The organism is Capnocytophaga sputigena (genome assembly GCF_900446695.1).
GTDB classification, from domain to species: domain Bacteria; phylum Bacteroidota; class Bacteroidia; order Flavobacteriales; family Flavobacteriaceae; genus Capnocytophaga; species Capnocytophaga sputigena.
Genome location: NZ_UAVP01000008.1, coordinates 19,178 through 44,166 on the forward strand (window position 1 = coordinate 19,178; position 24,989 = coordinate 44,166).

At 39.0% G+C, this 24,989-nt stretch carries 24 protein-coding genes, 1 tRNA gene and 1 other RNA gene; 8 read left to right on the plus strand and 18 right to left on the minus strand.

Features of this window, described 5'->3' with window-relative positions:
- Positions 1-28 precede the first annotated feature (28 nt).
- The gene (locus DR017_RS06430) at positions 29-1,069 is read right to left on the minus strand and encodes a hypothetical protein (protein WP_232501552.1); all 1,041 of its coding nucleotides are present in this window, start codon (positions 1,067-1,069) and stop codon (positions 29-31) included.
- 247 nt (positions 1,070-1,316) lie between these two features.
- Entirely contained in the window at positions 1,317-2,912 is a 1,596-nt protein-coding gene (lnt, locus tag DR017_RS06435; protein ID WP_002679298.1) for an apolipoprotein N-acyltransferase, read from the minus strand.
- A gap of 249 nt (positions 2,913-3,161) precedes the next feature.
- On the opposite strand from lnt, the gene DR017_RS06440 reads away from it, so the two are divergent.
- The 8 genes from DR017_RS06440 (at position 3,162) to DR017_RS06475 (ending at position 10,321) form a co-directional block, all read left to right on the plus strand.
- Positions 3,162-3,575, plus strand: coding sequence for a hypothetical protein (locus tag DR017_RS06440; RefSeq protein ID WP_002679523.1), 414 nt, complete (start codon positions 3,162-3,164; stop codon positions 3,573-3,575).
- A 56-nt stretch (positions 3,576-3,631) separates the two neighbouring features.
- Positions 3,632-3,946 carry a DUF2752 domain-containing protein gene (locus tag DR017_RS06445; RefSeq protein WP_002679234.1) on the plus strand — a complete coding sequence of 105 codons (315 nt, stop codon included), beginning with the start codon at positions 3,632-3,634 and terminating at the stop codon, positions 3,944-3,946.
- A gap of 72 nt (positions 3,947-4,018) precedes the next feature.
- Complete coding sequence (locus tag DR017_RS06450) at positions 4,019-4,393, plus strand: hypothetical protein (RefSeq protein ID WP_002679504.1); 375 nt, start codon at positions 4,019-4,021, stop codon at positions 4,391-4,393.
- Positions 4,394-4,460: 67 nt separating this feature from the next.
- Complete coding sequence (locus DR017_RS06455; RefSeq protein WP_002679487.1) at positions 4,461-7,169, plus strand: calcium-translocating P-type ATPase, PMCA-type; 2,709 nt, start codon at positions 4,461-4,463, stop codon at positions 7,167-7,169.
- A gap of 149 nt (positions 7,170-7,318) precedes the next feature.
- Entirely contained in the window at positions 7,319-7,801 is a 483-nt protein-coding gene (locus DR017_RS06460; RefSeq protein WP_002679401.1) for an SMI1/KNR4 family protein, read from the plus strand.
- A complete protein-coding gene (locus DR017_RS06465; RefSeq protein ID WP_002679448.1) occupies positions 7,798-8,532 on the plus strand; it encodes a hypothetical protein in 735 nt (244 codons plus the stop codon). The genes DR017_RS06460 and DR017_RS06465 overlap by 4 nt, the downstream gene beginning before the upstream one ends.
- Positions 8,533-8,606: 74 nt before the next feature.
- Positions 8,607-9,188, plus strand: coding sequence for a LemA family protein (locus DR017_RS06470; RefSeq protein WP_002679465.1), 582 nt, complete (start codon positions 8,607-8,609; stop codon positions 9,186-9,188).
- 5 nt (positions 9,189-9,193) lie between these two features.
- Positions 9,194-10,321, plus strand: coding sequence for a TPM domain-containing protein (locus tag DR017_RS06475; RefSeq protein WP_002679300.1), 1,128 nt, complete (start codon positions 9,194-9,196; stop codon positions 10,319-10,321).
- A gap of 75 nt (positions 10,322-10,396) precedes the next feature.
- Here the strand turns inward: DR017_RS06475 and DR017_RS06480 are convergent, their stop codons facing one another.
- The 16 genes from DR017_RS06480 to ssrA all read right to left on the minus strand — a co-directional run bounded on the left by DR017_RS06480 (position 10,397) and on the right by ssrA (position 24,846).
- Positions 10,397-11,734, minus strand: coding sequence for a hypothetical protein (locus tag DR017_RS06480; RefSeq protein WP_002679375.1), 1,338 nt, complete (start codon positions 11,732-11,734; stop codon positions 10,397-10,399).
- A 12-nt stretch (positions 11,735-11,746) separates the two neighbouring features.
- Positions 11,747-12,556 (minus strand): TrmH family RNA methyltransferase, encoded by an 810-nt coding sequence (locus DR017_RS06485; protein ID WP_002679509.1) that lies wholly within the window; start codon positions 12,554-12,556, stop codon positions 11,747-11,749.
- Positions 12,557-12,615: 59 nt separating this feature from the next.
- A complete protein-coding gene (locus DR017_RS06490; RefSeq protein WP_002679358.1) occupies positions 12,616-12,813 on the minus strand; it encodes a hypothetical protein in 198 nt (65 codons plus the stop codon).
- Between the two features lie 94 nt (positions 12,814-12,907).
- Positions 12,908-14,680 (minus strand): signal peptide peptidase SppA, encoded by a 1,773-nt coding sequence (sppA, locus tag DR017_RS06495; RefSeq protein ID WP_002679451.1) that lies wholly within the window; start codon positions 14,678-14,680, stop codon positions 12,908-12,910.
- 17 nt (positions 14,681-14,697) lie between these two features.
- Positions 14,698-15,402, minus strand: a complete 705-nt coding sequence (locus DR017_RS06500; RefSeq protein WP_002679403.1) for a phosphoadenylyl-sulfate reductase — start codon at positions 15,400-15,402, stop codon at positions 14,698-14,700.
- 4 nt (positions 15,403-15,406) lie between these two features.
- Positions 15,407-16,186 carry a DUF3298 and DUF4163 domain-containing protein gene (locus DR017_RS06505; protein ID WP_002679521.1) on the minus strand — a complete coding sequence of 260 codons (780 nt, stop codon included), beginning with the start codon at positions 16,184-16,186 and terminating at the stop codon, positions 15,407-15,409.
- The gene (locus DR017_RS06510) at positions 16,183-16,848 is read right to left on the minus strand and encodes a metal-dependent transcriptional regulator (protein ID WP_002679248.1); all 666 of its coding nucleotides are present in this window, start codon (positions 16,846-16,848) and stop codon (positions 16,183-16,185) included. Before DR017_RS06510 ends, DR017_RS06505 begins: the two co-directional genes overlap by 4 nt.
- 58 nt (positions 16,849-16,906) lie before the next feature.
- Entirely contained in the window at positions 16,907-17,434 is a 528-nt protein-coding gene (locus tag DR017_RS06515) for an acyl-CoA thioesterase (protein ID WP_040361219.1), read from the minus strand.
- Between the two features lie 4 nt (positions 17,435-17,438).
- Positions 17,439-18,863 carry an HU domain-containing protein gene (locus tag DR017_RS06520; RefSeq protein ID WP_002679224.1) on the minus strand — a complete coding sequence of 475 codons (1,425 nt, stop codon included), beginning with the start codon at positions 18,861-18,863 and terminating at the stop codon, positions 17,439-17,441.
- Between the two features lie 22 nt (positions 18,864-18,885).
- A tRNA-Arg gene (locus DR017_RS06525) sits at positions 18,886-18,957 on the minus strand.
- Between the two features lie 258 nt (positions 18,958-19,215).
- A complete protein-coding gene (prmC, locus tag DR017_RS06530; RefSeq protein ID WP_002679370.1) occupies positions 19,216-20,079 on the minus strand; it encodes a peptide chain release factor N(5)-glutamine methyltransferase in 864 nt (287 codons plus the stop codon).
- Positions 20,079-21,194, minus strand: coding sequence for a glucosaminidase domain-containing protein (locus DR017_RS06535; protein ID WP_002679285.1), 1,116 nt, complete (start codon positions 21,192-21,194; stop codon positions 20,079-20,081). The genes prmC and DR017_RS06535 overlap by 1 nt, the downstream gene beginning before the upstream one ends.
- Entirely contained in the window at positions 21,178-22,119 is a 942-nt protein-coding gene (locus DR017_RS06540) for a 1-aminocyclopropane-1-carboxylate deaminase/D-cysteine desulfhydrase (RefSeq protein WP_002679336.1), read from the minus strand. The genes DR017_RS06535 and DR017_RS06540 overlap by 17 nt, the downstream gene beginning before the upstream one ends.
- Before the next feature lies 1 nt (position 22,120).
- Positions 22,121-23,092, minus strand: a complete 972-nt coding sequence (locus DR017_RS06545; RefSeq protein ID WP_002679474.1) for a hypothetical protein — start codon at positions 23,090-23,092, stop codon at positions 22,121-22,123.
- Complete coding sequence (locus tag DR017_RS06550) at positions 23,085-24,326, minus strand: ABC transporter permease (RefSeq protein WP_002679379.1); 1,242 nt, start codon at positions 24,324-24,326, stop codon at positions 23,085-23,087. Before DR017_RS06550 ends, DR017_RS06545 begins: the two co-directional genes overlap by 8 nt.
- 117 nt (positions 24,327-24,443) lie before the next feature.
- Positions 24,444-24,846, minus strand: a transfer-messenger RNA (tmRNA) gene (gene ssrA / locus DR017_RS06555).
- Positions 24,847-24,989: the final 143 nt, after the last annotated feature.

Sequence of the window (24,989 nt, forward strand, 5' to 3'; positions counted from 1 at the left end):
AGATAGGGGGTTAGGGGTTAGAAATTAGCTACTTCACCATATACAATTGTCCTGTTATAGATAACAATTGATATTGTAGCAGTTGGTTGCTATACAGATCTACTTTTTCAAACTTTTCGAGTTCTTCATTGCCTTTGGTAAGGTAATAAGTAGGAGTTTTTAGAGCGACAGCTTCAGATGTCCACATATAAGTATTAGCTTTAAAGGAGATAGAAGCATTGTTTAAACGCAGTTGCATAAATAGCTTTCCTTCTCCCCCTTCATCAAGAGTTCCTTCTACTAGAAAGTACTGAGGTAATATCTTACGGCGTGTGTATGTGCTTTGAAAATCACTATAATAAAAATCATCATTACCCAATTTCATAAAAAGAGGAAATACGGGGGTGCGCTCAAAAAAAGTATCTTTAAAAGAGGAAATGTAATGAGTAGAACAAATATAATGAGGCTTCTCGTCTTGTATAAACACTACGATACTCTCATTATCAAAAGTAGTATAGTACTTTTGATTATCGGGGCGCCATTCTATTTTTCTAACTCCTATTTTATAACAAGTGGGTGTGGGTAGATGGTTTTTGGCTATATAAGTCTTCACATCGTCTTCTTTCCAAAAATCAGTACCCTCAACGGCTTTCATCGGACGAAATTCGGGGTTGCCATCTATAGCCCAAGTACTGTAAGAAAGTGTATAAGTATCAATGATATATTTATCTTTGATATAAAACTCTCGTTTCTGTTCTTCAGCTATATTGAGAGACAAACTGTCAATTATTTTTCCTGAAGTATCGAATTTTAGGAAATATGGTGGAAAATCAGGATTATCACCGATATAATAATCTTCTTCTCCTTTAGGCTTCACATAGTATGCAAGCAAACAATGTTGTTTATTGAAGAACTTTTCCTTAAGCGAATACTCTCCTCTTTCGTAAAGCGGGGTAATTGTCTTTTTTCCTTCTGTAAGCTCTTTTCTTGAAAGTTCAGGATAGTGTTTGAGATTTTTAGGAAGGGACATCCGTGATTGCCACACTATATAAGTTTCTTCTATTTTGTCTTTGTGATAAGTATAAAGCATTGTTAATACTGTAAGACAAACACTTACCCAAAATATTTTTTTGACAATCTTATAATAGAAACTATAATAACAAAGCAACCCTAAAACAAAAATTACAGGTGTAAATAATAGAAATACATCAATAATTCTTAAGGATAAGGAAGACTCTAAGGATAAGCCTAACCAGCAAATAGTATACAACACTATAAAGCCGAAGCCCGTTAAAATCGCTAAAAATATATTAGGTTTCTTCATTTGTCGTTAGTTTTTAGATGGTTTCACGTTTCCTTAACACTGCATACAAAAACACAAAAAACGCCAAGAAATACGCAATACGGGCAATGTAATCACCCATTTGCACATAGAAAGTTATTTCATCATTTAAGGCAATAGTGCCTTTCAAACTGCCTTGAGTGCCATAAGGTAGTGTTTTGAGCACCTCTCCCCTACCGTTGATAAACGCCGAAATCCCCGTATTAGCACTGCGGGCTACACTCCGGCGGGTTTCAATAGCTCGCAAACGGGTATAACTGAGGAGTTGCTTGTGCCCTTGTGTGTTACACCACCACGCATCGTTGGTAAGAATTGCCAAAAAGTTAGCCCCTTTCTTGATATAGCCCGTTACAAACTCACCGTAAATCGTTTCATAACAGATGATAGGTGCTGCCTTGCCCTCGGTGTCTACCCCTGCAAAAGCGGTGCGATCAGGCTGGGTGGTTTTCAGCGCTACCGTACCGCCTAAATTGATAAGGGTTTCGCCCAATATAGGTTTTAGAATATTTTGATACGGGAAATTCTCTACGGCTACTACCAATTTACTCTTGTGATACAGTGGTATTTCGGGATTGCGATTGAGCAAGAAAGCCGAATTGTAATCGTTGTACCAAATACCATAAGTAGAGAGGTAGTTGCTTTGGGAAGTGGTATGTGCTTCATCTCTCACAAACTCAATCATTGCGGTGCCTCCTACCCAATTGAGCTTAGGATAGCGCGCTACGCTAGTGCGCAACCTATCTATCTCTGGTGCATAAGGCAATTCGTTCAGTTTGATATTCTCGGCAAAGACCGTTTCGGGAGTGAGGACGAAATTTACTTTATCGTCCAACTTATCAGCGACAAGTTGCAACAACAAATTGCTTACTTCTTGATTAGAAAGTGAATATTTCTCGGCATAAGGGTCGATATTAGGTTGCAAGACTATCACATCAACTGTTTTCTTGCCTGCTTCGCTATAATTGATGTATTGAAAATACGAAATCACTACAGGAACAGCAAAAAAGAGCATTGCCACCCCTACTTTTTGAGCAAGAACCTTGCGGTTTTTAGTCGTAAGATAGTTTTCAACAGCCAAAAATAAGATGATATTCACGATCCACACCCATAGTGTGCCTCCAAAAGTCCCCGTATATTCGTACCATTGTATCCACGTAATTTGCTCAGAGAAAACGTTGCCTAAATTGAGCCAGGGCCAAGAAACATCCCAAGTGAGGTGAAATTTCTCAAACGAAAGCCATATCGCTACTAAGAAGATGAGCGACACCTTGCGGTTCATTCGTTTGGCTACAATATGATAGAGGAAGAAAGTAAGGGTCATCAGTAGCGTATTTGCCAAAATAGCAAAAACTGCCCCTATTTGAGTAGAATACCATATCCACCAAGTAGTGGGGATATTCCAAGTGAGGAACGCCAGATAAGAGAGTGCAAACACCTTGCGTTTGGTATGGCGATAATCGCGACGGATGCGCGCTTCCATTAGCAAGAGAGGAATTAAAGCGATGAATATCAAAGCTGTAAATCCGTAGGTTACCCACGCACTTGCGAGTAAAGCCCCTGAGAGCAGGGCAAGAAGTATATTTTTCTTCATATATATATTAAAAAAACGTGCCAAAAATAGTAAATAATTACGGAATAAGCAAAAAAACAAAGACTATTATTTTGATATTAGAACTGTCTCTGCTATAATTCTTACAGTTGTCGCACTTTAGATAAACTAAAAAATTTCATTCCTTTTTCACTCTAAAACTAAACTCAGTGTACAATCTCTCACTAAGTTGCTAATTTTGCTAATTTACAAATTATTTGTACCTTTGCCTTATTATTAAAATTGAGCAAAATGAATGAATTTAACCAACAGTTTTTTCACAAGAAAAATCAAACTGTTATAGTTTTTGAGGTTTTATCCTTAGTGTTAGCCATTATCAACCTTGGGATAGCATTCATACCTTGTGTAGGTATCTTAGCGATTCCTATAGGAATCATATCTATCACAATTTCGGCAATAGGATTATATATAGCTCATAAAGCTAGCGCCCAAAAGGGACTACTCATCGCTGCATTAGCGATAGGATTGGTAGGCACTGCTATTTCAGTTGGGCAGATTGTCCTTATAAAAGTCTTAGGAGAATCTTCTCAAAAAGAATCTCGTTCAGATGCTATCTACCAAAATGACTCTATCTATGATAACGACTCTATTAACGAAAGCGATTCTCTCTCTAATGGCACCTATCGTTATAACAATGAAAATTAACCTTGAAAAATAGATCTTTACATAAATATCTGTTAGTAAATAGCCTATTAATAGCATTGTATTTTGTTGGGATATTATATTTAAAATATTCTCCTACCAAAATACAATGCTATTACAAAACTCATTATGGGTTTGAATGCCCTACTTGTGGGCTTACACGTGATTTTTCACAATTTCTCTCCTTAGATTTTCACTCTCCTCTCAACCCTGCCTCTTACTATTACTTTACAGCTTTTACATTAATTTTCATCACTCGCATTCTTCACAGTTTAATTGTATATCGCAAGCCCCACCAGCTCAAAAGTTTTATTTTTTTAGATGGTGTGGTGTTTATATTTTCTATTTTTTTAATAGTTTTAGGATTTTGGTAGTATTCACAATGAATTGTATAATTTGCTAATTAACAAATTATTCTTATTTTTGTCGCCAAAATTATTATTAGAATGGATACATTTCAGAAAAACAACTCTTTTGGAGCTCCCCGCTCTCAAAGTGTTAAAAAAACTATTATCAACCTCTTAGGAGTGATTACCCTCGTTTTGGCAATTTTTGTACTTATTGCTTCATTTATTCCTATGATTGGTGAAATTGCTTTTATAGGAGGGGCAGTGGTTATTCTGTTGGCTGCTATTGGCTTGTACTTTGCTGCTATATACGGCATAGGCAAAGCTTTACTAATTGCTGCACTATCGCTTTCGATAGCTGGCACGGCTATTTCAGTGAAAAAGTTTATTGATTATAACGAGGCACACGCTTCCGAAATACATTCAGGCGGTTCAAGTGGTGGTCACCACCACAGTTGGGGCGATGATGATTAGTTAATCTCTCAAATTCGCTAATTCGCTAATTATATCTATCTTTGCACTTTAATCATTTTAAATAACTATGGCAGAAAAACACCATTACAAAGGACTTACCGATGCGCAAGTTCTTGAAAGTCGTGCCAAACACGGCGAAAACTCACTCTCATCAGTAGAGGGAGAGCCTCTATGGAAGCAATTCTTAGAGAAATTTACTGACCCTATTATCATCATTTTGTTGGTAGCCCTCGTCTTCTCATTTGGGGTATCTACCTATGAATTTACGGTACACAACGGAGGTATTCACGTATTTTTAGAGCCTGTAGGTATCCTCTTTGCCGTACTTTTGGCTACTGGAGTGGCTTTTTATTTTGAACAGAAAGCTAACAAACAGTTTGAAATCCTCAATCAAGTAAACGATGATATCTACTATAAAGTTATTCGCAATGAGCGTATTACCCAAGTACTCAAAAAAGATATCGTTGTAGGTGATGTGGTTATCTTAGAAACAGGAGAGGAAATACCTGCCGATGGAGAACTCCTTGAAGCGGTATCGTTACACGTGAACGAATCCACACTTACTGGAGAGCCTATGGTACACAAAACTACCAATCCTGCCGATTTTGAAGCCGAAGCTACTTACCCTTCTAACTACATCTGTCGCGGGACTTCTGTATCCGATGGACACTGTATTTTTGAGGTGAAAAAAGTGGGGGACGCTACCGAATACGGTAAAGTGTTTGAAGGTGTACAGATAGACAATAGCGTAAAAACACCACTCAACGAGCAGTTAGACCATTTGGCAGGAATGATTACTAAAATTAGTTATGCAATAGCTGCTTTGGTGATTGTAGGTCGCCTTATTGTATATTTCACCAATCCTGCAAATAGTTTAGACGCTATTGACTGGGTATCCTTTGGTGGTTACCTACTCAACACCGTGATGATTGCCATTACCGTAGTAGTAGTTGCCGTGCCCGAAGGCTTGCCAATGAGTGTTACCCTCAGTTTGGCATATAGTATGCGCAGTATGATGGCTACTAATAACCTCGTGCGCAAGATGCACGCTTGCGAAACAATGGGGGCTACTACCGTGATTTGTACTGACAAAACGGGTACGCTCACCCAAAACCAAATGACCATCTACGAGACTTTCTTCAACGCGGGAACCGACGAGAAACTCATAGCCGAATCTATGGCTGTGAACTCTACCGCTTATCTTGATTTCACCGATAAAGATAAACCCAGCGTATTGGGTAACCCTACCGAAGGAGCTCTCCTTTTGTGGCTCTATGGCAAAGGTATCAACTACTTGCCGATACGCGAAGAAAGCGAAGTATTACAGCAACTCACTTTCTCTACCGAACGCAAATATATGGCTACTTTGGTACAATCGCCTACACTTGGCAAACCTGTGTTGTACGTAAAAGGAGCGCCTGAAATAGTAATGACTTTCTGCCACGAAGGCGGTAAATTCCTTTCAGATATTTCACAAGCCGATTTCGAGGCTAAACTCTTGCAATACCAAAACCAAGCGATGCGTACTATCGGTTTTGCGTATAAAGTGATTGACGACCCTAAAGCAATTATCTCAGAAAACGGCAAGCTCGTAGTAAACGGCTTGCACTTTATAGGTATCACTGCTATTTCTGACCCTGTACGCCCTGATGTACCTGCTTCTATTGAAGAGTGTATGCACGCAGGCATTCAGGTGAAGATTGTAACCGGAGATACCCCTGGTACCGCAAGAGAAATTGCTCGCCAAATACATTTGTGGGACGACAGTTGCACCGACCGCAACCAGATTACCGGTGTAGAGTTTGCCGCAATGAGCGATGCCGAACTTTTAGACCGCATAGGCGACCTACGTGTGATTTCACGCGCACGTCCGCTTGACAAAGCTCGCTTAGTAAACTTACTCCAACAAAAAGGAGAAGTAGTAGCCGTAACAGGTGATGGTACTAACGATGCACCAGCCCTCAAAGCTGCCCAAGTAGGTCTTTCAATGGGTGATGGTACTTCGGTAGCTAAAGAAGCCTCAGATATCACCATTTTGGACAACTCATTCAGCAGTATTGGTAAAGCCGTAATGTGGGGACGTTCGCTTTATTTGAACATTCAGCGTTTTATCCTCTTCCAGATGACCATCAACGTAGCAGCGTGTATCATCGTGCTTATTGGGGCTTTCTTAGGGGTAGAATCACCGCTTACTGTAACCCAAATGCTTTGGGTGAACCTCATTATGGACACCTTTGCTGCTTTGGCGTTAGCATCATTGCCACCAAGCAACCGCGTGATGAACGACAAACCACGTGCGCGTGGCACTAATATCATCAGCTCTCCAATGGCAAAAGGCATCTTTGGGGTAGGAGGATTCTTTGTATTATTGCTCTTTGGTTTCATTCAGTATTTTAAGAATGAAGACATCACAAGTCTCACCGAGTTCTCTATCAGCGATTATGCAAGACATTTCTTCCATTTTGGAGCTCCCGAAGGCAGTTTATCAGCTTATGAACTTTCCTTATTCTTCTCAATATTCGTATTCTTGCAATTCTGGAATATGTTCAATGCCAAAGCCTACCGCACTGGCAAGAGCGCATTCAACAACCTCGGTAAGAGTCAAGGATTTATGCTCATCGCCTTAGCCATTGTATTAGGACAGGTGTTCATCACTACTTTCGGTGGACAGATGTTCAATGTAACGCCTCTCAAATTGGTAGATTGGGCAATTATCATTGGTGCTACCAGTGCAGTACTCTGGGTAGGAGAAATCCTTAGAGCAGTTAAGAGATAAGAGTTAAAAGACAATAAATTTTAAAAGCACAATAGCTAATCATTTTAGTTATTGTGCTTTTTTGTTTTCCAAAGTTTGCTAATTAAAATAATAGCATTATCTTTGTGAAGTTCTTTTAATCATAAAAATGAACAAGAACCCTCAAAACTATGGAACACTTCACTAAAAACTTAGAAACCTTACAAAAACTCCTTACAGAAAGTAATGGCGCTTTTATGCATTTTGGCAATGAACAATATCGTTTTACCCAACAAGCAACTGTTACCCCTGAAGAAATAGCTGATTTTGAAGCTCAGCACCACATCAAGCTGCCCGAAACTTTCAAAACTTTCCTCATTACCTTGGGAGCTTGCACCCTTTTTGAAGACGAACTAGGTTTTGCCTATCAGTTTTTTCCTCCTAATCAATGGGAAGCCTTTTCAGCTGAAGTATTTGAAGGAACTGGTGAATATCTCTTCCCAAAAGTTTTATTAGTGTGTTACCCTAATGTCGGTCATCAAGCGGGATTTATCACTACCCAACCCGATGCTTTTGGCACATTTTATTCGGATATTCCTCTTGAATACTGGGAAGAAGACACTGAATTACTGCCTTTTGCCGATTGGCTAAACGAAGAAATGGCTACACTATGAGAAAAGAAGTCATCACTATTGTTGCTATCATTTTGCTTCTTTTAGCGGGAGCAGGATTACTATTTGTTAAATATGCCCAACAGAAAACAGCTGTTTATTACGCTGAAAAAGAAAGCAGACTCTACCGCTACTACTACGATTATTACTACGCTCATAACAAACGTTTTTCGGCTACTGAATTTTTAAAAGTTCTATCACACAAAGACCCTGAACTATACGAATTGCTGAAAAACGGCAAAATCGTATATTACCCCAAAAAAGAAGGTTTTGCCTACCAAAGATACACATCGTCACAAAATTTTGTAGATTTTGAAGATTTTACCTTTGCTAAATTCCTATTCTCTGATGCCAATATAGCCATAGAACCGATAATGTCTTTTAGCAAAATAGACTATGAAACTGATGTGATATATCAGTACAAAAACGATAGTTTTATAGAAAAAGAGGTATTCAACAAACGGTTACTGATAGATAAATACACTCAGCTATTGCATTGTAAAAAACCTTTTTTAGAAGAAGATTGCCTCTCCTACAACTACAATTTATGCAAAGAGGCAACCACGGTGATTTTCCCCAAAGAAGTCGTTTTTGTAAAATCGAGTTTTGAACCTGAAAGTGAAGCGATTATCAAGCAAGTTTTGCAAACACACTACACTAATACTAACGATACACTTATGGTAGTGGTAAATTTCCCCAACCTCAGTGAAGCAAAATGCTTGAATATCAATTAACAATTGATAATTGGTTAATTGACAAATTATTACTATCTTTGCCCCAATATTAATTTTTTAAGTTAAAAAAAAGAATGAAAAAATCAACTCTTATCCTTATTGGAGCTGTAGTGCTCATAGGAATATTTGCTGTTTCAGCCTATAATGGCTTGGTAAACAAACAAGAACAATTGCACAGTGAGTGGGCGCAAGTAGAAACTCAATACCAACGCCGTTCCGACCTTATTCCTAACCTTGTGGCAACTGTTCAAGGTTATACCAAACACGAAAGCACTACCTTAAAAGAGGTTGTTGAGGCACGCAGCAAAGCGACACAAATCAACATCAACCCCGAGAAGTTAGATGCCGAATCATTAGCCCAATACAATAAAGCACAAGGAGAACTCTCTCAAGCCCTCGGTCGTTTGCTAATGGTTACTGAATCCTACCCTGACCTAAAAGCAAGTGAACAATTTACAGCCTTACAAGCAGAATTATCAGGTTGTGAAAACCGCATTGCTGTAGCTCGTAAAAACTACAACAGCGCAGCAAAAGACTATAACACCTCTCGCCGCCGTTTTCCTAACAACCTCTTCGCTTCAGCTTTTGGATTTAATGAATCTGCTTATTTTAAAGCCGATGAAGGTAGTGAAAAAGCTCCTAAAGTAAGTTTCTAAAAAAAATGAATAACAAGCTGTTACCTCTACTATTTTCGTTTCTCATTGGCATAGGGCTCACCTCTGCCCAAAAGGCTTATACGGTAAAGACAGTCCCTAATGTACAATTGCAGGACAGTCAGCAGTATACTACCGACCCTCAGCACTTGCTCACAGCTGCCGAGACTGAAAGTCTTAATGCTATCTGTAGGAATTTGCGCGCTGAAAAAGGAGTGGAAATGGCAGTGGTAGTCTTGCCTCGCATTACCGACGATTATGCCGATATACGCGATTTTGGTTATGAACTTTTTACTGAATGGGGATTAGGGCGAAAAGACCAAGACAACGGCTTACTAATGCTTTTGATCACCGAACCCGAGCAGCGAGCTATCACTATAGAAGTGGGGTATGGCTTAGAAGGGACTCTACCAGACGGCTTGTGCAAACTCATACAAACGCGCACAATGATCCCTCTGATGAAGAAAGGACAATATGGTGCTGGACTCATTGCAGGGGCTGAAGAAATACAAAAAGTCATCTCAGGTGATTCCGACCTACCACAACTACTGGAAGCACAAGAAAACTCAAGTTGGTGGGAAGAAATAAAAGAAATGTTTTCTGGAATATTCTATAGTGCCATAGCTTTTTTCTTTTTTATTCTTATGATTTTTGGAAAGACTAGAAAAGAAATAAAAGAGCAAATGGCTAATCCTGCTATATCGCCTTATGTGAAGTATTTGACTATAGAAAATGTAAGCATTTCAAAAAAATACATCCCTCTACTGATAATCTTTTTCCCTATATTACCTTTTGCTATCTACTGGCATTACCATTGCAAGCGACTTAAAAAGCAATTGCTCGCCGAGATGATTTGTGAAGAATGTGAGCGTACAGGCACCACCGTTGCCGAAAAAGTAACCCGAGACACAATAGGTGATTACATAAAAATTACAGTGCAATTCCGTTGCAAAAATTGCAACCACCTGCATACAGAAGAAAAGAGCTTCAAGATTGAACACAACCGTAATTACCGACGAGGCATAGGCTTTGGCGGAGGTAGTTCGTTTGGAGGTGGCAGTTTTGGAGGCGGTAGCTTTGGTGGTTCGTTTGGAGGAGGGCGCTCTGGAGGTGGTGGCGCCTCTACAAGATTTTAAAACAATTGATAATAAGCAAAAAAGCTGTCTAACATTTCTTTGTTAGACAGCTTTTTGTATTTCATTTTTTGTCAATTAAAAAAAGTATTCTTTAAAGGTCTTTATATCGAGATAGCCTCGCTTACCACCTTCTTCTATCTCATAGAAATGAAAAGTACATTTTTTAACCTCATTGTAAGAAGGCTCTTTTTGCTGAGGATAGAATCCTTTTTTGTTGTCTTTCTCAAAAAAGAACTGATTATTGCTTTCATAATACAATTTATCATATACTATTGGTAGCAATTCTTCTTCTGTAAATTTTTCTTCTGGAGTAAGTTTACAAAGAAGCAATCCTTTATAACCGTTCTTTTCAACTCTTAAATAATACAAGTTTTTATCGCGATGTATCTCGGTTATTGTTTCACCCATTTCTTTTACAACAGAACGTTTTTTACTGAGATACTCACCCCATAGCTCACCTATATGCAATTGCGTGTTAGAGATAACATAACAGTCATCTCCCTTATTAAGATTAGGAAGCTCTGTTACTTTTTTGCCATAAGCATCGTAGTAAGCCGCTCCACTTTCCTTGAGTACCTCTATCCCCATATCATAGAGATAAAACGCTTTTATATCACCTATATCCATCTTATCCTGATGCAGATTATAAACTTCTATCTTCCCATTATTTTCTGTAACAAATATACTCTCAGAATAGTAAATATTGTCATATTCATCAGGTAATACCTTAGCTCCCAATATGTTTACCAACTCGTATTTATCTGCTTTAGGCTTTTTGAAATACAAGTCTTTATGTCCCATAGCATCAGCTATATAGCCTTTATCAAGCTGAATAGGTTCCAACTCCCCACTGATGTTATATCCCACTAACTCATCTCTATCTTTAAAAGGAAGCAAGGCGTTGTATATACGATTCCAGCTATACCCTTTCCCTAATAGATAAATACACTTATCCTTAGATAGTTGGATTACAATAGGTACGAACGACAATGAAGTAGATTTGTACGCTTCCAAGTACTGTTCAACTATATACGATGTATTGACAAAACTGAGTATTACCCCTCCGCCTAAAGACCATTTTTTCTTATTAAAATCAGCATACGTTGTACTGCGAAGATCTTTGGTATAGAAAACTCCCTTTTCCTCTAATTCCTTTTTAATTTTTCGTTTTTTAATCGTAGCTACTTCTTTTAGAGAAAGATTATACATTTTGTTATTCTGTATATCTCTTTCCTCTTTGCATTCCAATTGATATGCAATATAATCACCCTTCTCTTTTATGTAATAAAAAGTAAAGCCTACCCGTTCATCAACAGCTATAATGTCAATTTCTTTAGGAGTGGAGAGCGTATATTGTGCTTCCACTGATAAACTACAAAAGAATAGAAAAAGAATTGTTATGAGGTGTTTCATATTCGTAATTCGTTATTCGTAGTTTGTCATTACCCTTTGGCGTTTTGCCTCAAAGATGAGTACAGCAGCAGCTACTGATACATTCATAGAATCGATTACACCTTCCATTGGGATGATGATATTCTGGGTACTATGAGTAAGCCATTCATCAGTAAGACCTTGGTCTTCAGTGCCTACTACTATGGCTGAGGCTTCACTAAACGACACTTCGTAGTAAGGCTTAGATGCCGTGAGAGCCGCACAATAACTGCTGATGTTTTTAGCTTTCAGAAAATCAATAACCTCAGCAGTAGTACCAGTGGCGATAGGCACCGTGAACACACAGCCCACACTTGAGCGGATGATATTCGGGTTATAGAGGTCGGTTTTAGGGTTGGCGATAATCACAGCATCTATATGGGCAGCATCGGCAGTGCGGAGGAGAGCCCCTATATTCCCCGGTTTTTCGGGAGCTTCGGCTACCAATAGCAAAGGTTTTTTAGTGCTGAATGCCAAAGTGTCTAAACCGTGTTTTTTTACCTCTACCAAAGCTATCACCCCCTCAGTAGAACTGCGATAGCTAATCTTCTCATAGACTTCTTTGCTGATAGCAATAGGCGTGAGTTTTTGGGTAGTATAACTGAGCAATTCATTAAGTTGTCGCTCACTGAAGATATCCGGCTGATATAGAAGATTTTCAAGGCTATAGCCTCCTTGCAAAGCCAAACGTATTTCGCGCGCGCCTTCTACTACGCATAAACCTTGCTTCTTGCGTTCGCGCGATTTCTCACTCAAAAGAGCTATTTTCTTTATTAAAGGATTTTGAGTACTCGTGATGTTCATTTTTAGATAATAGGTAAGAGATAAGAAAAAGCTACCTACTTACGTAGGCAGCTTTATTATTATTTATCCATAAGCACCTTGCAGTGGGATAGTTCGGGCTTATTTTTAGTGTAGGCATCGAGCCAAACTTTTAGTTCTTCTACTTCATAGGGCAATAGTCTATCTATTGCTTTTTTGAGTTCTTTGTAAAATAAGTTTGGATCGAAACTTACCTTTGATAAAATCATTTTTGTGTACTCAAACATTGCACGTTTCATAATAGATAGGTTTTAATGTTTTATTGTACAAATGTAGCTAATAAAAATGATATGAACAAGTTTTAGGATGTTAATTTTGTGTTAAAGTCCATAACTATTTCAGTTTCACATCATATTCTAAACGGGCTTGTACCCCGCGTTGTTGGGCGATGCGTTTTATCTGCTGATATACTTCATAAGCTTCTACCCCCATTTCGTCACGCAGGTTATTTCCTCTTAACTGAGCACCAAAACGGCGGAACATTGTTTTGAAATCCATCTCGAATACAGGATAAGAAATCGTACGATATTCTTTAAGTCCGTTATCTTTAGCGGCGTAGGCAATAGCATCGTTGAGAGAACCGAGTTCATCTACCAAACCATTAGCAAGGGCTTCTTTACCACTCCACACTCTTCCTTGTGCGATAGAGTCTATTTGAGCTACTGTTTTGCCACGTCCTTGGGCTACACGGTCTAAAAATACAGTATACACTTGTTCAATAGATTCGGTCATTTCTTTTCTGAATTGTTCAGTAGGCTTTTGATAAAGGCTATACCATTGAGCATTAGGGTGAGTGCTTACCGTTTCGGCAGTTATACCCCAATTAGTAGCTAAAGCATTTACGTTAGGAATCACGCCAAATACCCCGATAGATCCTGTAATGGTACCTTCTTCAGCAAAAATGCGATTGGCATTACAAGCTATATAATAACCACCTGAAGCAGCGTAATTACCCATAGACACATATACCTTTTTCTTCTTTTTAGTTATCTCTATTTCTCGATGCATCAACTCTGAAGCTAAGGCATCACCGCCAGGGGAATTGATGCGGAGGACAATTGCTTTTACTTCTTTTTTATCGGCGGCTTTGCGCAAAGCACGGATAATGGTTTCGTTACCCACTACTTCGGCACGACCTTCGCCTTGCATAATCTCGCCATCGGCATAGATAACCGCGATTTTATCTTTAGTTTTATGCTCTGTGGCTTTACCCACCACTGCTTCAGCGTAATCTTCTATATTGATAAAATCTACTTTATCAATACTCTTGCTACCGGTTTTGTCGCAGATAATTTTCTCAAACTCATCACGGTAGAGGATATCGTCTACTAATCCGTTGTTTTTAGCAAGTTGGGCATTACGTCCGTTTACATTTGTAGCAATTTCGTTAAGCTTTTCGACAGAGATGTTGCGGCTTTGAGAGATATCGGCAGCAATCACACCCCACATTGCATTGAGCAATTGTGAGATTTGCAATCGGTTGTTATCGCTCATCTTATTGTCTAAGAAAGGTTCTACAGCACTTTTGTATTTACCGTGGCGAATGACTTCCATTTGCACCCCTGTTTTCTCTTGCAAACCTTTGAAGAAAAGCACTTCGGAAGAAAGTCCCCGCAAAGCAACACTTCCCAGCTGACTTATATAAATTTTATCGGCAACACTTTGAAGATAATAGTCGAGTTGAGAAATTTCATCGTTATAAGCTAAGACGAATTTTCCAGAAGTTTTGAAATCTATTAGGGCTTTGCGCAGTTCTTGAGCAAACGCCAAACCGCCAATATTACCCGTACTTTTGAGGTAAATACCCTTGATACGTTTATCGATTTTGGCATTTTGAATAGCTTTAAGGGTAGTGTTCAGTCCGTTGTAAGACTGAGAGGTATAGTCGAAATCCTTAAAACTAACACGCTCACCATAGTCGGTAAGAGGCTCGTTGAAAGCGAGTTCTAATACTGAATTGTCTTTCACGGTTATTTCTTCACCTGAGGAGCTTCCTACTACTGAACCTATCATCACAGAAATGAAGACAAGGAAAAGGAGGAGACATATCCCCATAGAGATAAAGAATCCTAAAATTGTAGCTAAGAGGGTTTTGAAAAAAGTCATATTATCAATTTGTCAATTTATTTATGTTCGTGGAGACCGCATTCCTTTTTGCTATTGCTTTCCCACCACCAACGACCGGCACGAAAATCTTCACCTTCTTTGATAGCGCGGGTACAAGGAGCGCAACCTATGCTCACAAAACCTTTGTCGTGCAATACGTTGTACGGAATGTTATGCGCTTTAATAAAGGCTTTGGTATCTTCGAAAGTCCAGTGGAGTATAGGGTTATACTTAAAGAGCTGAAAGGTATCGTCCCACTCGAGTATAGGGAGGTCTTTGCGGGCTGTACTTTGGTCGGCACGGAGTCCTGTGACCCATACCTTTTTACCTTTGAGCGCTCTGCCAAGAGGTTCTACCTTGCGGATATGGCAGCACTCTTTGCGGAGTTCTACTGAACGGTAGAATGATAGAGGTCCATTTTTATGTACATACTCTTCTATATCAGTTGTTTTAGGATAATAGGGCAAGATGTGTGTGTTGTAACGTTCATCAGTACTTTCCCAAACTGAATAAGTTTCGTTGAACAAGCGCCCTGTATCTAAAGTAAAAATACTGATAGGGATTTGGTTCGCCAAAATGAGATGTGTAACAGCTTGGTCTTCCAATCCAAAGCTAGTAGAGAAGACAATTTCATTAGGAAATTGTTCAGCTAAAAAAGCGAGACCTTCTATTTCAGTTTTTTGTAAGAGAGCGTTATGGAGTGTTGCTAATTGTTCTTTCATTATATTATTTATGATCGGCGAAAGTGAGGTAAGGCATAATCTCTTTGATAGGCACTTTCACTTCAAAAGGTTTATCTAAATAAGGTGCAATTTCAAAAGGATCGTAGTACAAGATGAGAGCATCGGCAGCAATTCCCATTTTGTTAGGAAGGCAAAATACTCCATCTTCAAAATCTATTTTTTTATCGGCTAATTGATTTTCAGGAGCGTTCTCTTTTGCTTTTTTGAAATAGCGTTCGGCAATTTGAGTTACTTTTTGGTCATCAGTAAAAAGATTTTCATTAGTAATTACCTCACCGTTATCGAGTGCAAAGTGAGTGAACACTTTAGTTTGTATAGGTTGCGCTTCACCAGTAGCAGCATAGCGTTTAGAGACTAAAGATAACATTTTGCTATTCTGCCACATAATGCTATCGGTAACAATAAACTCGAAAGCTGGGAGATCGGGGAAATGACCGTGAAGTTTGTAGTAGTCATTGCTCAAACTATCTAAGGCTTTTTCAATACTGATACCTTCCACTTGCAAAGTATCCTCATTAGAAAGGAGGAAGTTAGAGATTTGCATTTCTATTTCTTTATTGAAATTCTGTGCGAACTCGCTATTGCCTTTGCAGTGCAAATAATTCAAGCTCACTGAGAAGCAATCGTCTTCGCAATTTTCGTCGCTGCGTTCTATTGTTTTCTCTTCAAAACGGAGTTTGCTAAAATAATTATAGGTGCAATAAGCTCCAGCTATTATTACAGCAATTAGGGCTATAATGAGGGTTAGTTTTTTCTTATTCATTTTTCTTTAATATTTCCATTGACATATATATTTCTGCAAACCATTGCAGATAGATTGATATGTTTATCATTTACTAATAGGAACATAGAGTCGTCAAAAGGTTCTTTACTGAGTACTTCTATCTCGTCGCCCAAAGCAATATTCATTTTATTGAGATATACCAAAAACTCCTTAGAGGTGTTCTTTACTGCTACACACACTCCCTTATCGCCTTGCTTGAGTTCGCTTAAAAGGGTTTGGATAGTGGTAGTGAAAACGCCCTCTTTATTAGGAATTGGGTCGCCGTGAGGGTCTTTTTGAGGAAAGCCTAAGAAAGCATCGAGGCGTTCTATCAATTTTTCGGACTGGATATGTTCTAACTCTTCGGCTATTTCGTGCACTTCGTCCCAAGAAAAGTTGAGTTTTTCTACCAAAAACACTTCCCACAAGCGGTGTTTGCGAATGATGCTGATGGCTTTTTGAGTACCTTTTTTGGTAAGGGTAACCCCTTGGTATTTCACGTAGTTGATGAGTTGTTTATCGGCTAATTTTTTGAGCATATCGGTTACCGATGAAGCTTTGTTATTCATCACTTCGGCAATAGCATTGGTGCTGACAGCTTCTTTAGTATCGGCATAGAGATGAAAGATAGCTTTCAAGTGATTTTCTTCTGATAAGGTCATTTTTTCTTTATTTTTAAGACAAAAAACCGCCTTTTACATTGGCGGTTCTACTATTACATCAACTATTTTCTAACTCGGTGAATAGGGCTTTTAGCTCGGTAGCATCGTGAGGAGAGAGTTTGCCGGCAATCACCAAACTGAGCTGGCGACGTTGCAGAGCGCCTTTATATCGCTCTTTTTCGAGCTCGGTTTCGGGTTCTAAGTCGGGTACTTTTACGGGGCGACCATTTTCGTCTACCGCTACGAACGAGTAGATAGCCTCGGTAGCTTTGGTGCGTTCACCATAAGTATTTTCCATCCACACATCTATATACACCTCCATAGAAGAGGAGAAAGCGCGAGAAATAGCAGCTTCTACGGTTACTATACTCCCTACGCGTATGCTATGGGTGAAGGCTACGTGATTTACCGATACAGTAACTGTAGCACGCCCAGAATGGCGCTGAGAGGCAATACTTGCGGCTCTATCCATACGAGCGAGGAGCTCGCCCCCAAACATAGCGTTTAGGTGATTGGTTTCGCCAGGTAGTACGAGGTCGGTGAGTATGGTACGTGAATCAGAAGGGGTTTTCTTGTATGGTATCATTTTTTTAGGGTTGAGTGAGTATCCATCCACCATCGAGTTTTTTCTCTTGTTTGGATGCTTGTACTTCGCGTTGTTGTAGTCTTGCTTCATCGGGAGAATCGAAACCACCATAGCTTACTTGGTATAAACCTTTAGCATTTACGCCTAACACAAAAGCATTAGGGTATCCTATCTTTCTAAGTTGTTGTACACGAGCTTGTGCATTTTTCTCGGAACTAAAAGCCCCTGCAATCACTTGGTATTTTTTGTTAGCCAAAGGAGATGGTTTACTAGGGCTGCTTGGAGCACTTGTGTTAGCAGGTTTGGCACTTGTTGTAGCTTGTGTAGGTTTAGTACCCGCTGTAGCTTGCGTAGGCTTAGTACCTGCTGTGGCTTGCGTAGGTTTAGTACCTGCTGTAGCTTGTGTAGGTTTAGTACCCGCTGTAGCTTGTGTAGGTTTAGTACCTGCGGTAGCTTGTGCAGGTTTAGTACCTGCTGTAGCTTGTGTAGGTTTAGCGGCTGCAGTAGCTTGTGTTGGGGCAGACTCTGGTTTTGTAGGTTTAGGTGATTCGGCAACTGTATTATTAGTTTTAGGCTTTGCCTTACCTTTTTCTGGAGTGAGTGTAATTACCGGCATAGTGATAGGAGGGGTAAACACCGCTGCTTCACTAAGTTGCTGATTCAAACGCTCTTGCACCAAGCTATCAGTAATTACATATTGCTGTTCATCGGAATTACCATTAGCAAGTTTTTCACTAAACAACGCATAAGCTCCATAAGCCAAAATTGCCAATCCTAACATTGCCACGGCAGTATATTTGATATAAGGGCGCAGTTTGAATTGCTTTTTGTTTTTATTAGGCTGAGGAGGAGTTACATTTTGCACCTCGGGCTGTGAAACAGGTTCTATAGGAGGAGCTGGTTGTGAAACAGGACTCTCTATAGCTGCGAGCGATTTTTCTTCAGGAGGAAGAATTGATTGAGGGTCTATTGTAGGTTTTATTTGATTTTCAGCGATTTGAAGGTCGGAAGTAGTAACTTCGTGAGGCACAAAGGGTCCCATACCGAAAGAGTCGGTAAGATAATTCACATCATTAGCAGGTTCAAAAGAAACGCGTCCTTCACGTGTTTGGCGCAAAGTACCTATTCTTTCTAACTCTAAAGGTTGTTCCTGCTGCAAGATGCGTTTCCATCCTTCTACGGCAAGATTTATATAATCTTCTACGAGTTTGTAGTCGATACCAGATTGTTCTGATACATATTTCATCAACAAGCCATCGTTAGAATTGAGGCTTGCGTTGAAACTAAGCTCGCGCTTAGGGGGATCGAAAGTCTTATCGTCAGCCATTTTAGCTGATTTTCTATTAGAGATAAATGCTCCGAATTTAGGGATAATCACACATTGGTGTTTGTAGAGCAACTCTTCGATGTATACATTTAAATCTTTCATAATCTTTACTGATTAAAACAAGTGGTCCTGCCAAGAATCGAACTTGGATCAAAAGTTTAGGAAACTTCTATTCTATCCGTTGAACTACAAGACCCACTCAGTAATTTTTGCAAAGGTAATACTTTTTTTTGAAATAGCAAATTTTCAATAGTAAGACACTGAGTTCGAGGGGATGGGAGTTCTCTGAGTATCAGAGCTCTTGGAGATCTCAGTACTCTCAGAGTTATCAGAGTTTATTTAACGTAAGTTCAAGGTAAGTAATTTCACGAATTTTCACCTGACAGTGAATTATTTTTGTAAATATATTGTGTTATACTACTGTAAATCAATTTTTTGTTATATTGAACTGATGTTATTTAACTTTGGTAAAGGTGTGAGCGCAAAGCATACGATCATTACCAGAAAGATCTTGGCGGAGTATGATTTCGGCAAAGTTTTTTTGGGTTAACATCGCTTGCATTTCGGCTGCTAAATACTGATTGATTTCAAAAAACAAACTGCCTTCAGGCTTTAGATATCGTTGAGCGAGAGAGGCTATTTGTTCATAGAATAACAGTGGGCGCTCGTTGGGAACAAAAAGGGCTAAATGAGGTTCGTAACTAAGCACATTGCTATGCATTTCAGTCTTTTCTAATTCACGTACATAAGGAGGATTAGAAATGATCACATCATACTTTTGTGGAAGTGTTTTGGTTTGTAAAATATCACATTGCAAAAACTGAATTTTTACTCCATTGCGGTCGGCATTGCGCTGTGCCACGGTTATAGCTTTAGGCGAAACGTCTATAGCTGTCACCACAGACTTGGGCAAGGCTTTCGCTAATGAAATCGGAATACAACCACTGCCAGTGCCTATATCTAAAATGTGCAATGGATAGTTTTTATCAGGATAAGTTTGCAATACCCAATCGACTAATTCTTCGGTTTCGGGTCGGGGTATGAGGACGTTTTCATCTACAAAAAAACGATTAGAGAAGAACTCAGTTTCGCCCAAAATGTATTGTATGGGTTTGGCTGTTTGTAATTCTGTAATCGCTTGTTGTATAGATTGTTTTATATCATCTGTAAGGAGTGTATCAGCATTGGCTAATACATCGGCTGTAGTATAGTTAACATAGTGCTCCAAGAGAATAAAATAAAAAGAATTGATTTCACTCTTAGGATACAAAGGTTGTAAGCAGTTGTGAATATGGGCTTTTAACTCGGCAAAAGTCATTAGTTTACACGAATTTGTTGCCCCACTTTTAGATTACTGCTGGCTACATCATCAAAATTGTTGAGTTTCATCAGTTGTTGTACAGGCACTTGCTGCTCACGTGCTATTTTATACAAAGTATCGCCTGTTTGCACTTGATAAAACACTTGAGCAATTGCCTCTTTTTTGACAGGACTCTCTTTAGCAGGTGCTGAAGCAGGTTTAGCTACAGGAGCTTTAGGTGTTTCGGCTTTAGCTATAACTTTAGGTGTTTCTTTGACTACCGATTTTGGTGTTTCTTTGACTACTGGTTTAGCTATTTCCTTAACTACTGGCTGCGCTGCTGGTTGTGTAGTTTCTTTTGCTGCAATTTTAGGTGTAGGTGTTGAAATGACATCGGTATTAGGCATTTTGAGTTCTGCGCCCTTCATTGCAATTACCTGATTGTCGTACAGATGCAAGTTGAATTTCTTGATAAGAGCAATCAATTTTTTAGCATAGGCAGGATCGGTAGCGTAGCCCGCTTTTTTGAGTCCGTGAGCCCACGATTCGTAATCGGTAGGGTCTAACTCAAACAAAGAGCTATATCTACCGCGTTTTACCAAGAATTGAGAGTGATCTTCAAAGGATTCGTAAGCATATTTATAACGGCGGAAGCACTCGCTTTTCTCGTCGTCGTCGTGGGTAATAGTTTTGCCATTCCAAGTAGCGTGACATTTGATACCGAAATGGTTATTGCCATAACGAGCCAAGCGACCTTGCCCTGAACCACTTTCTAAGATACCTTGTGCCAAGGTGATACTTGCAGGAATGTTATAGCGTTGCATTTCCACCATAGCAATATCCTTGTAATCCTCTATATACTTTTGAGTAACCGCCCCTGTTACTTGTAAAGCAGGAGGTACTTCGTGGAAATCGTCTTCCACGAAATCTTTGCGGTTGAGTTTTGAATCCGCGAGGGCTTTGTTCCTTTGTGCAAGCTCAGAATGGGTAGGTTTTTTCACCTCGACACGGGGTGTAGGTCGTTGCCCACGATAAATTACAGAATTAGAATTTTTTCCATTTTTATAATTCTGTTCAGAGCAAGATGATATTATAAAGAGAAATAGTAATAGCAAACTAAATCTTTTCATCATAATTCAATATACTTTTATGTTTTTTAATTCGTTCGTTGTTAAAGCCCTTAATTCCTTGTAAACCACCAGTATGGATGGCTAAAATGCGGGTATTGGGCGCAAAATACCCTTGCTTTGAGAGGGCAAAGATAGCAAAAATCATTTTACCTACATATATAGGGTCCAATAAAATTTTTGTTTGACTGTTAAAATCATTTAAAAAATCTACCAATTCATCGTTCACTTTTGCATAACCACCGAAGTGATAATCGTGTATCAACTCCCAATTTGTTTTGGTAGTATATTGCTTGATTACCTCGCTAAGAAACTCGCCTTTGAGAGCAGGAAACCCTATGACTTTCTGATGATTAGCACTTGCATTAATAAGCCCAGAGATGGTACCACCAGTACCCACAGCACTACATATTACATCAAAAACACTATCTTCGGGGGTAAGAATTTCCTCACATCCCCTCACTGCCAGCGCATTAGTACCACCTTCGGGGGCTATATAAACATTATTACCATAGCGTTTCAGGAGATTCTCCAAGAATTCGGGTGTATGTTTTTGTCGGTAATCTTCACGACTCACAAATAGAAAATCCATTCCACAAGATTTAGCAAACTTTAACGTCGTATTAACATCTACTTTAGATTTTAATTCGTCCCCGCGGATCACACCAATAGTTTTCAAACCTACAATTTGCCCTGCAGCGGCTGTAGCAGCAATGTGATTAGAATAAGCCCCTCCAAAAGTGAGGATGGTATCCTTGCCTTCCTCTTGTGCTTTGGCAATGTTATACTTGAGTTTGCGAAGCTTGTTACCCGACACAAAAGGGTGGTTCTTGTCTTCACGTTTTATAGTGAGGGTAATACCACTGGGCAATGGAATATTTACGGGTTCATTTTCTATATGGAGGTTATTGAACATAAGAGGTATATTCATATTAATACACTTTAAATTCTGTTTCGCCTTTAGGAATATGTAATAAGTAGTCCAATTCAGCACCTACCCATTTTCCTTCTCTTTTAAACTTACACAACAATGCAGAAGCTCCTCGAAAACCTTTGTCTTTCTTTTTGCTTTTTAAGCCCACTAATCTACCCTCTCCATAAAAAACTAACTCATAATTTTCTAATGGAAAGAATTCTAAATTATCAGCACCTGCAATGGAAATAAGTTCTTCCCATCCCTCTTGCACTTCTTCTTCATCAAAATATTGGGCAATGGCTTGGTCTTTCATTTTATTATATGAGAATTGAGCTATTTTGTCTAAATCACGCTCTTTAAATGATTTTTGAATCATTTGATAAGCTTGTAATACTTTTTGCTCCAAGAGCTTCTTATCAAAATTTCTTAAATCTTGACTATCTTTCCAACCTTCTATTTTATAAGGCACATCAGGAAGCGTAAAGGTTACTGTTTGTTCAAAGTATTTTTTCCCTGCAAATTTAAAAAAGCCATTTTCGTCTTCTGGAGTATGATAGGTAAATATTTTGTCTTGTTGTTTTTCAATAGAAAAACGATTTTGATTATCATAACTACCTATTTCTAATACAACAGTTGAATTGTTCAAAAATTCTCCAAATTCTTCTGTAGCATACATCCTTAGCTTTATCGTTTGATTTGAAAAATTCAAAAGATATGGATTTATTGTAAAACTACTAGACCCTCCTTCTCCGTAGTTTTTATAGGCTAAGATATCATTTATATACAATTCAATGTAACAATGACCAAATTTAAAATCTACTTGATAGATAGGTTCATAATTATAGTGTTTAACTTGTTTTGCAATCTCTTCAACGAGATTATCAGCGGTGATGTTTGGATTTTGATTTACGGGGGTGGGTTGTGAACAGCTTTGGAAAGTTAGCAAAGCTACGCAAGCTAAAACGATGTTATGTACTATTTTATTCATATCTCAATGCTTCAACGGGGTCTAATTTTGAGGCTTTCATCGCGGGGTACAAGCCAGAAATTACAGATACTACTACTGCAATAATAATGGCTATTGCTATCACGCCCCAAGGAATAGTAAATTGAAATTTTACGGCTTTGGCTATCACAAATCCTAAACTGATACCTAATATAATACCAGCAATAGCTCCCATTTGTGCAATAAGCAAAGTTTCGGTAAAGAACTGCAAGGTTATGGATTTGCGTTTTGCTCCTAATGCTTTGCGAATGCCTATTTCCTTGGTGCGTTCGGTTACTGAAACGAGCATAATATTCAGTAAGGCTATGGAGGAACCTAAAATGGTGATGAGCCCAATTACAAAACCTGCAATGGTGAGTGTACCTGTGATATTACCTATACGTTGCAAAAGGTCATCACTACGTTCTATGCCAAAATTATTCTCTTGTAAAGGCGCTAACTGACGAAGGTTGCGCATCACGACGATAGCATCATCTACCAATCCGTCGAGTTGATCTTTACTTTGGGCGCTTATTTTTAATTGGAAGTTGGGATTATCTACAGGAAAAGCAGAACGTGCAATACCTAAGGGGATGAGCACTTGAAAATTTTCGTAGTTACCAAAAGAAGAACTCTGCTCTTTGAGCACCCCTATTACTTTGAATTTATACCCACGTATAGAAATAGTTTTTCCGATAGGATTTATATCTTTGAAGAGAGTTTTCTTAAAATCGGGACCTATGACACATACTTTGCTGTTGTTTTGGATATCAAAATCACTAAAATCACGTCCTTCCTCTATTTCTAATCCTGAATTACTGATATAGTACTCATCTACTCCTATTACTACCGCTAACGGGTCGGTTTTTTTGTTTTCGTACTTCACTTCGGCTGCTGAAGCGACATTTATAGAAATGCTTGTTTTGGCAAACGGACTATTGAACTGTTCTTTGAAAGCAGTTGCCTCTTGATAAGTGATATAAGGATGAGGTTTTTGGGTAGTTCCGCTACCTTCAGCACGCTGAGTATACTGATAACGAGTTATAGAGAAGGTGTTTGCTCCCATAGAAGAGAAGTTACCTTCGAGGGTATTGCGCAAAGCGGTAATCACACTGAGGATACCCACCAATGCAGTAATACCAATAGCGATAATGAGCACGGTGAGAATAGTGCGCAATAGCTGTCCGCGAATGCTATCGAGAGCTATTTTTATATTTTCACGAATTACGATCCACACAGTATAATTAGCAAATTAGGGGATTATCAAATTAGAAAATGGTTAAAAACAAAAAAAGGCAATCAATAACCTATCAACTTGTAATTGTTACGTGTTATCTATTGCCTGTTACTTGTTTAGTGGAGTCGGAGAGAATCGAACTCTCGTCCAAATAAGTCATCAAAGAGCTTTCTACATACTTAGTACTCGTTTGATTTTCGTCGTAAAACTGACCGAGCACCGCCCATTTTACGCTTAGCTTCCTAAAATTAAGAACCCTTAGCAGAAGCGTACCGCAGGTTCAATGTTGACTTTTATGGTGCCTCTGTACGAAACGCCGTCAACAAGGGCTTTTCAGAGACATCTCGCTTCCCTACCTTGTAGGGACTTAGCCAGCAATCTTACTAAACTTCAGATTAGGCAGCAAGAGCGTAGTTATTCTCGCCATTTAAAATTTTGAAATAGAGATTAACGAGCATTCATTTCACAGCTCGGTATGCTTACTGTTCAATGTCACTTACTGTCAAAACCGGTCGACCCCAAGTGTTCATTTATGTAATTCGGGGCAAAGGTACAAATAATTTACAAATTAGCAAATTTGCCGATTGGTAAATTTGTAGACACAAAAAAAACTTTGCCAAAGGTGCAAGCTACATAAGCAGGAAACTTTGGCAAAGTCCATAC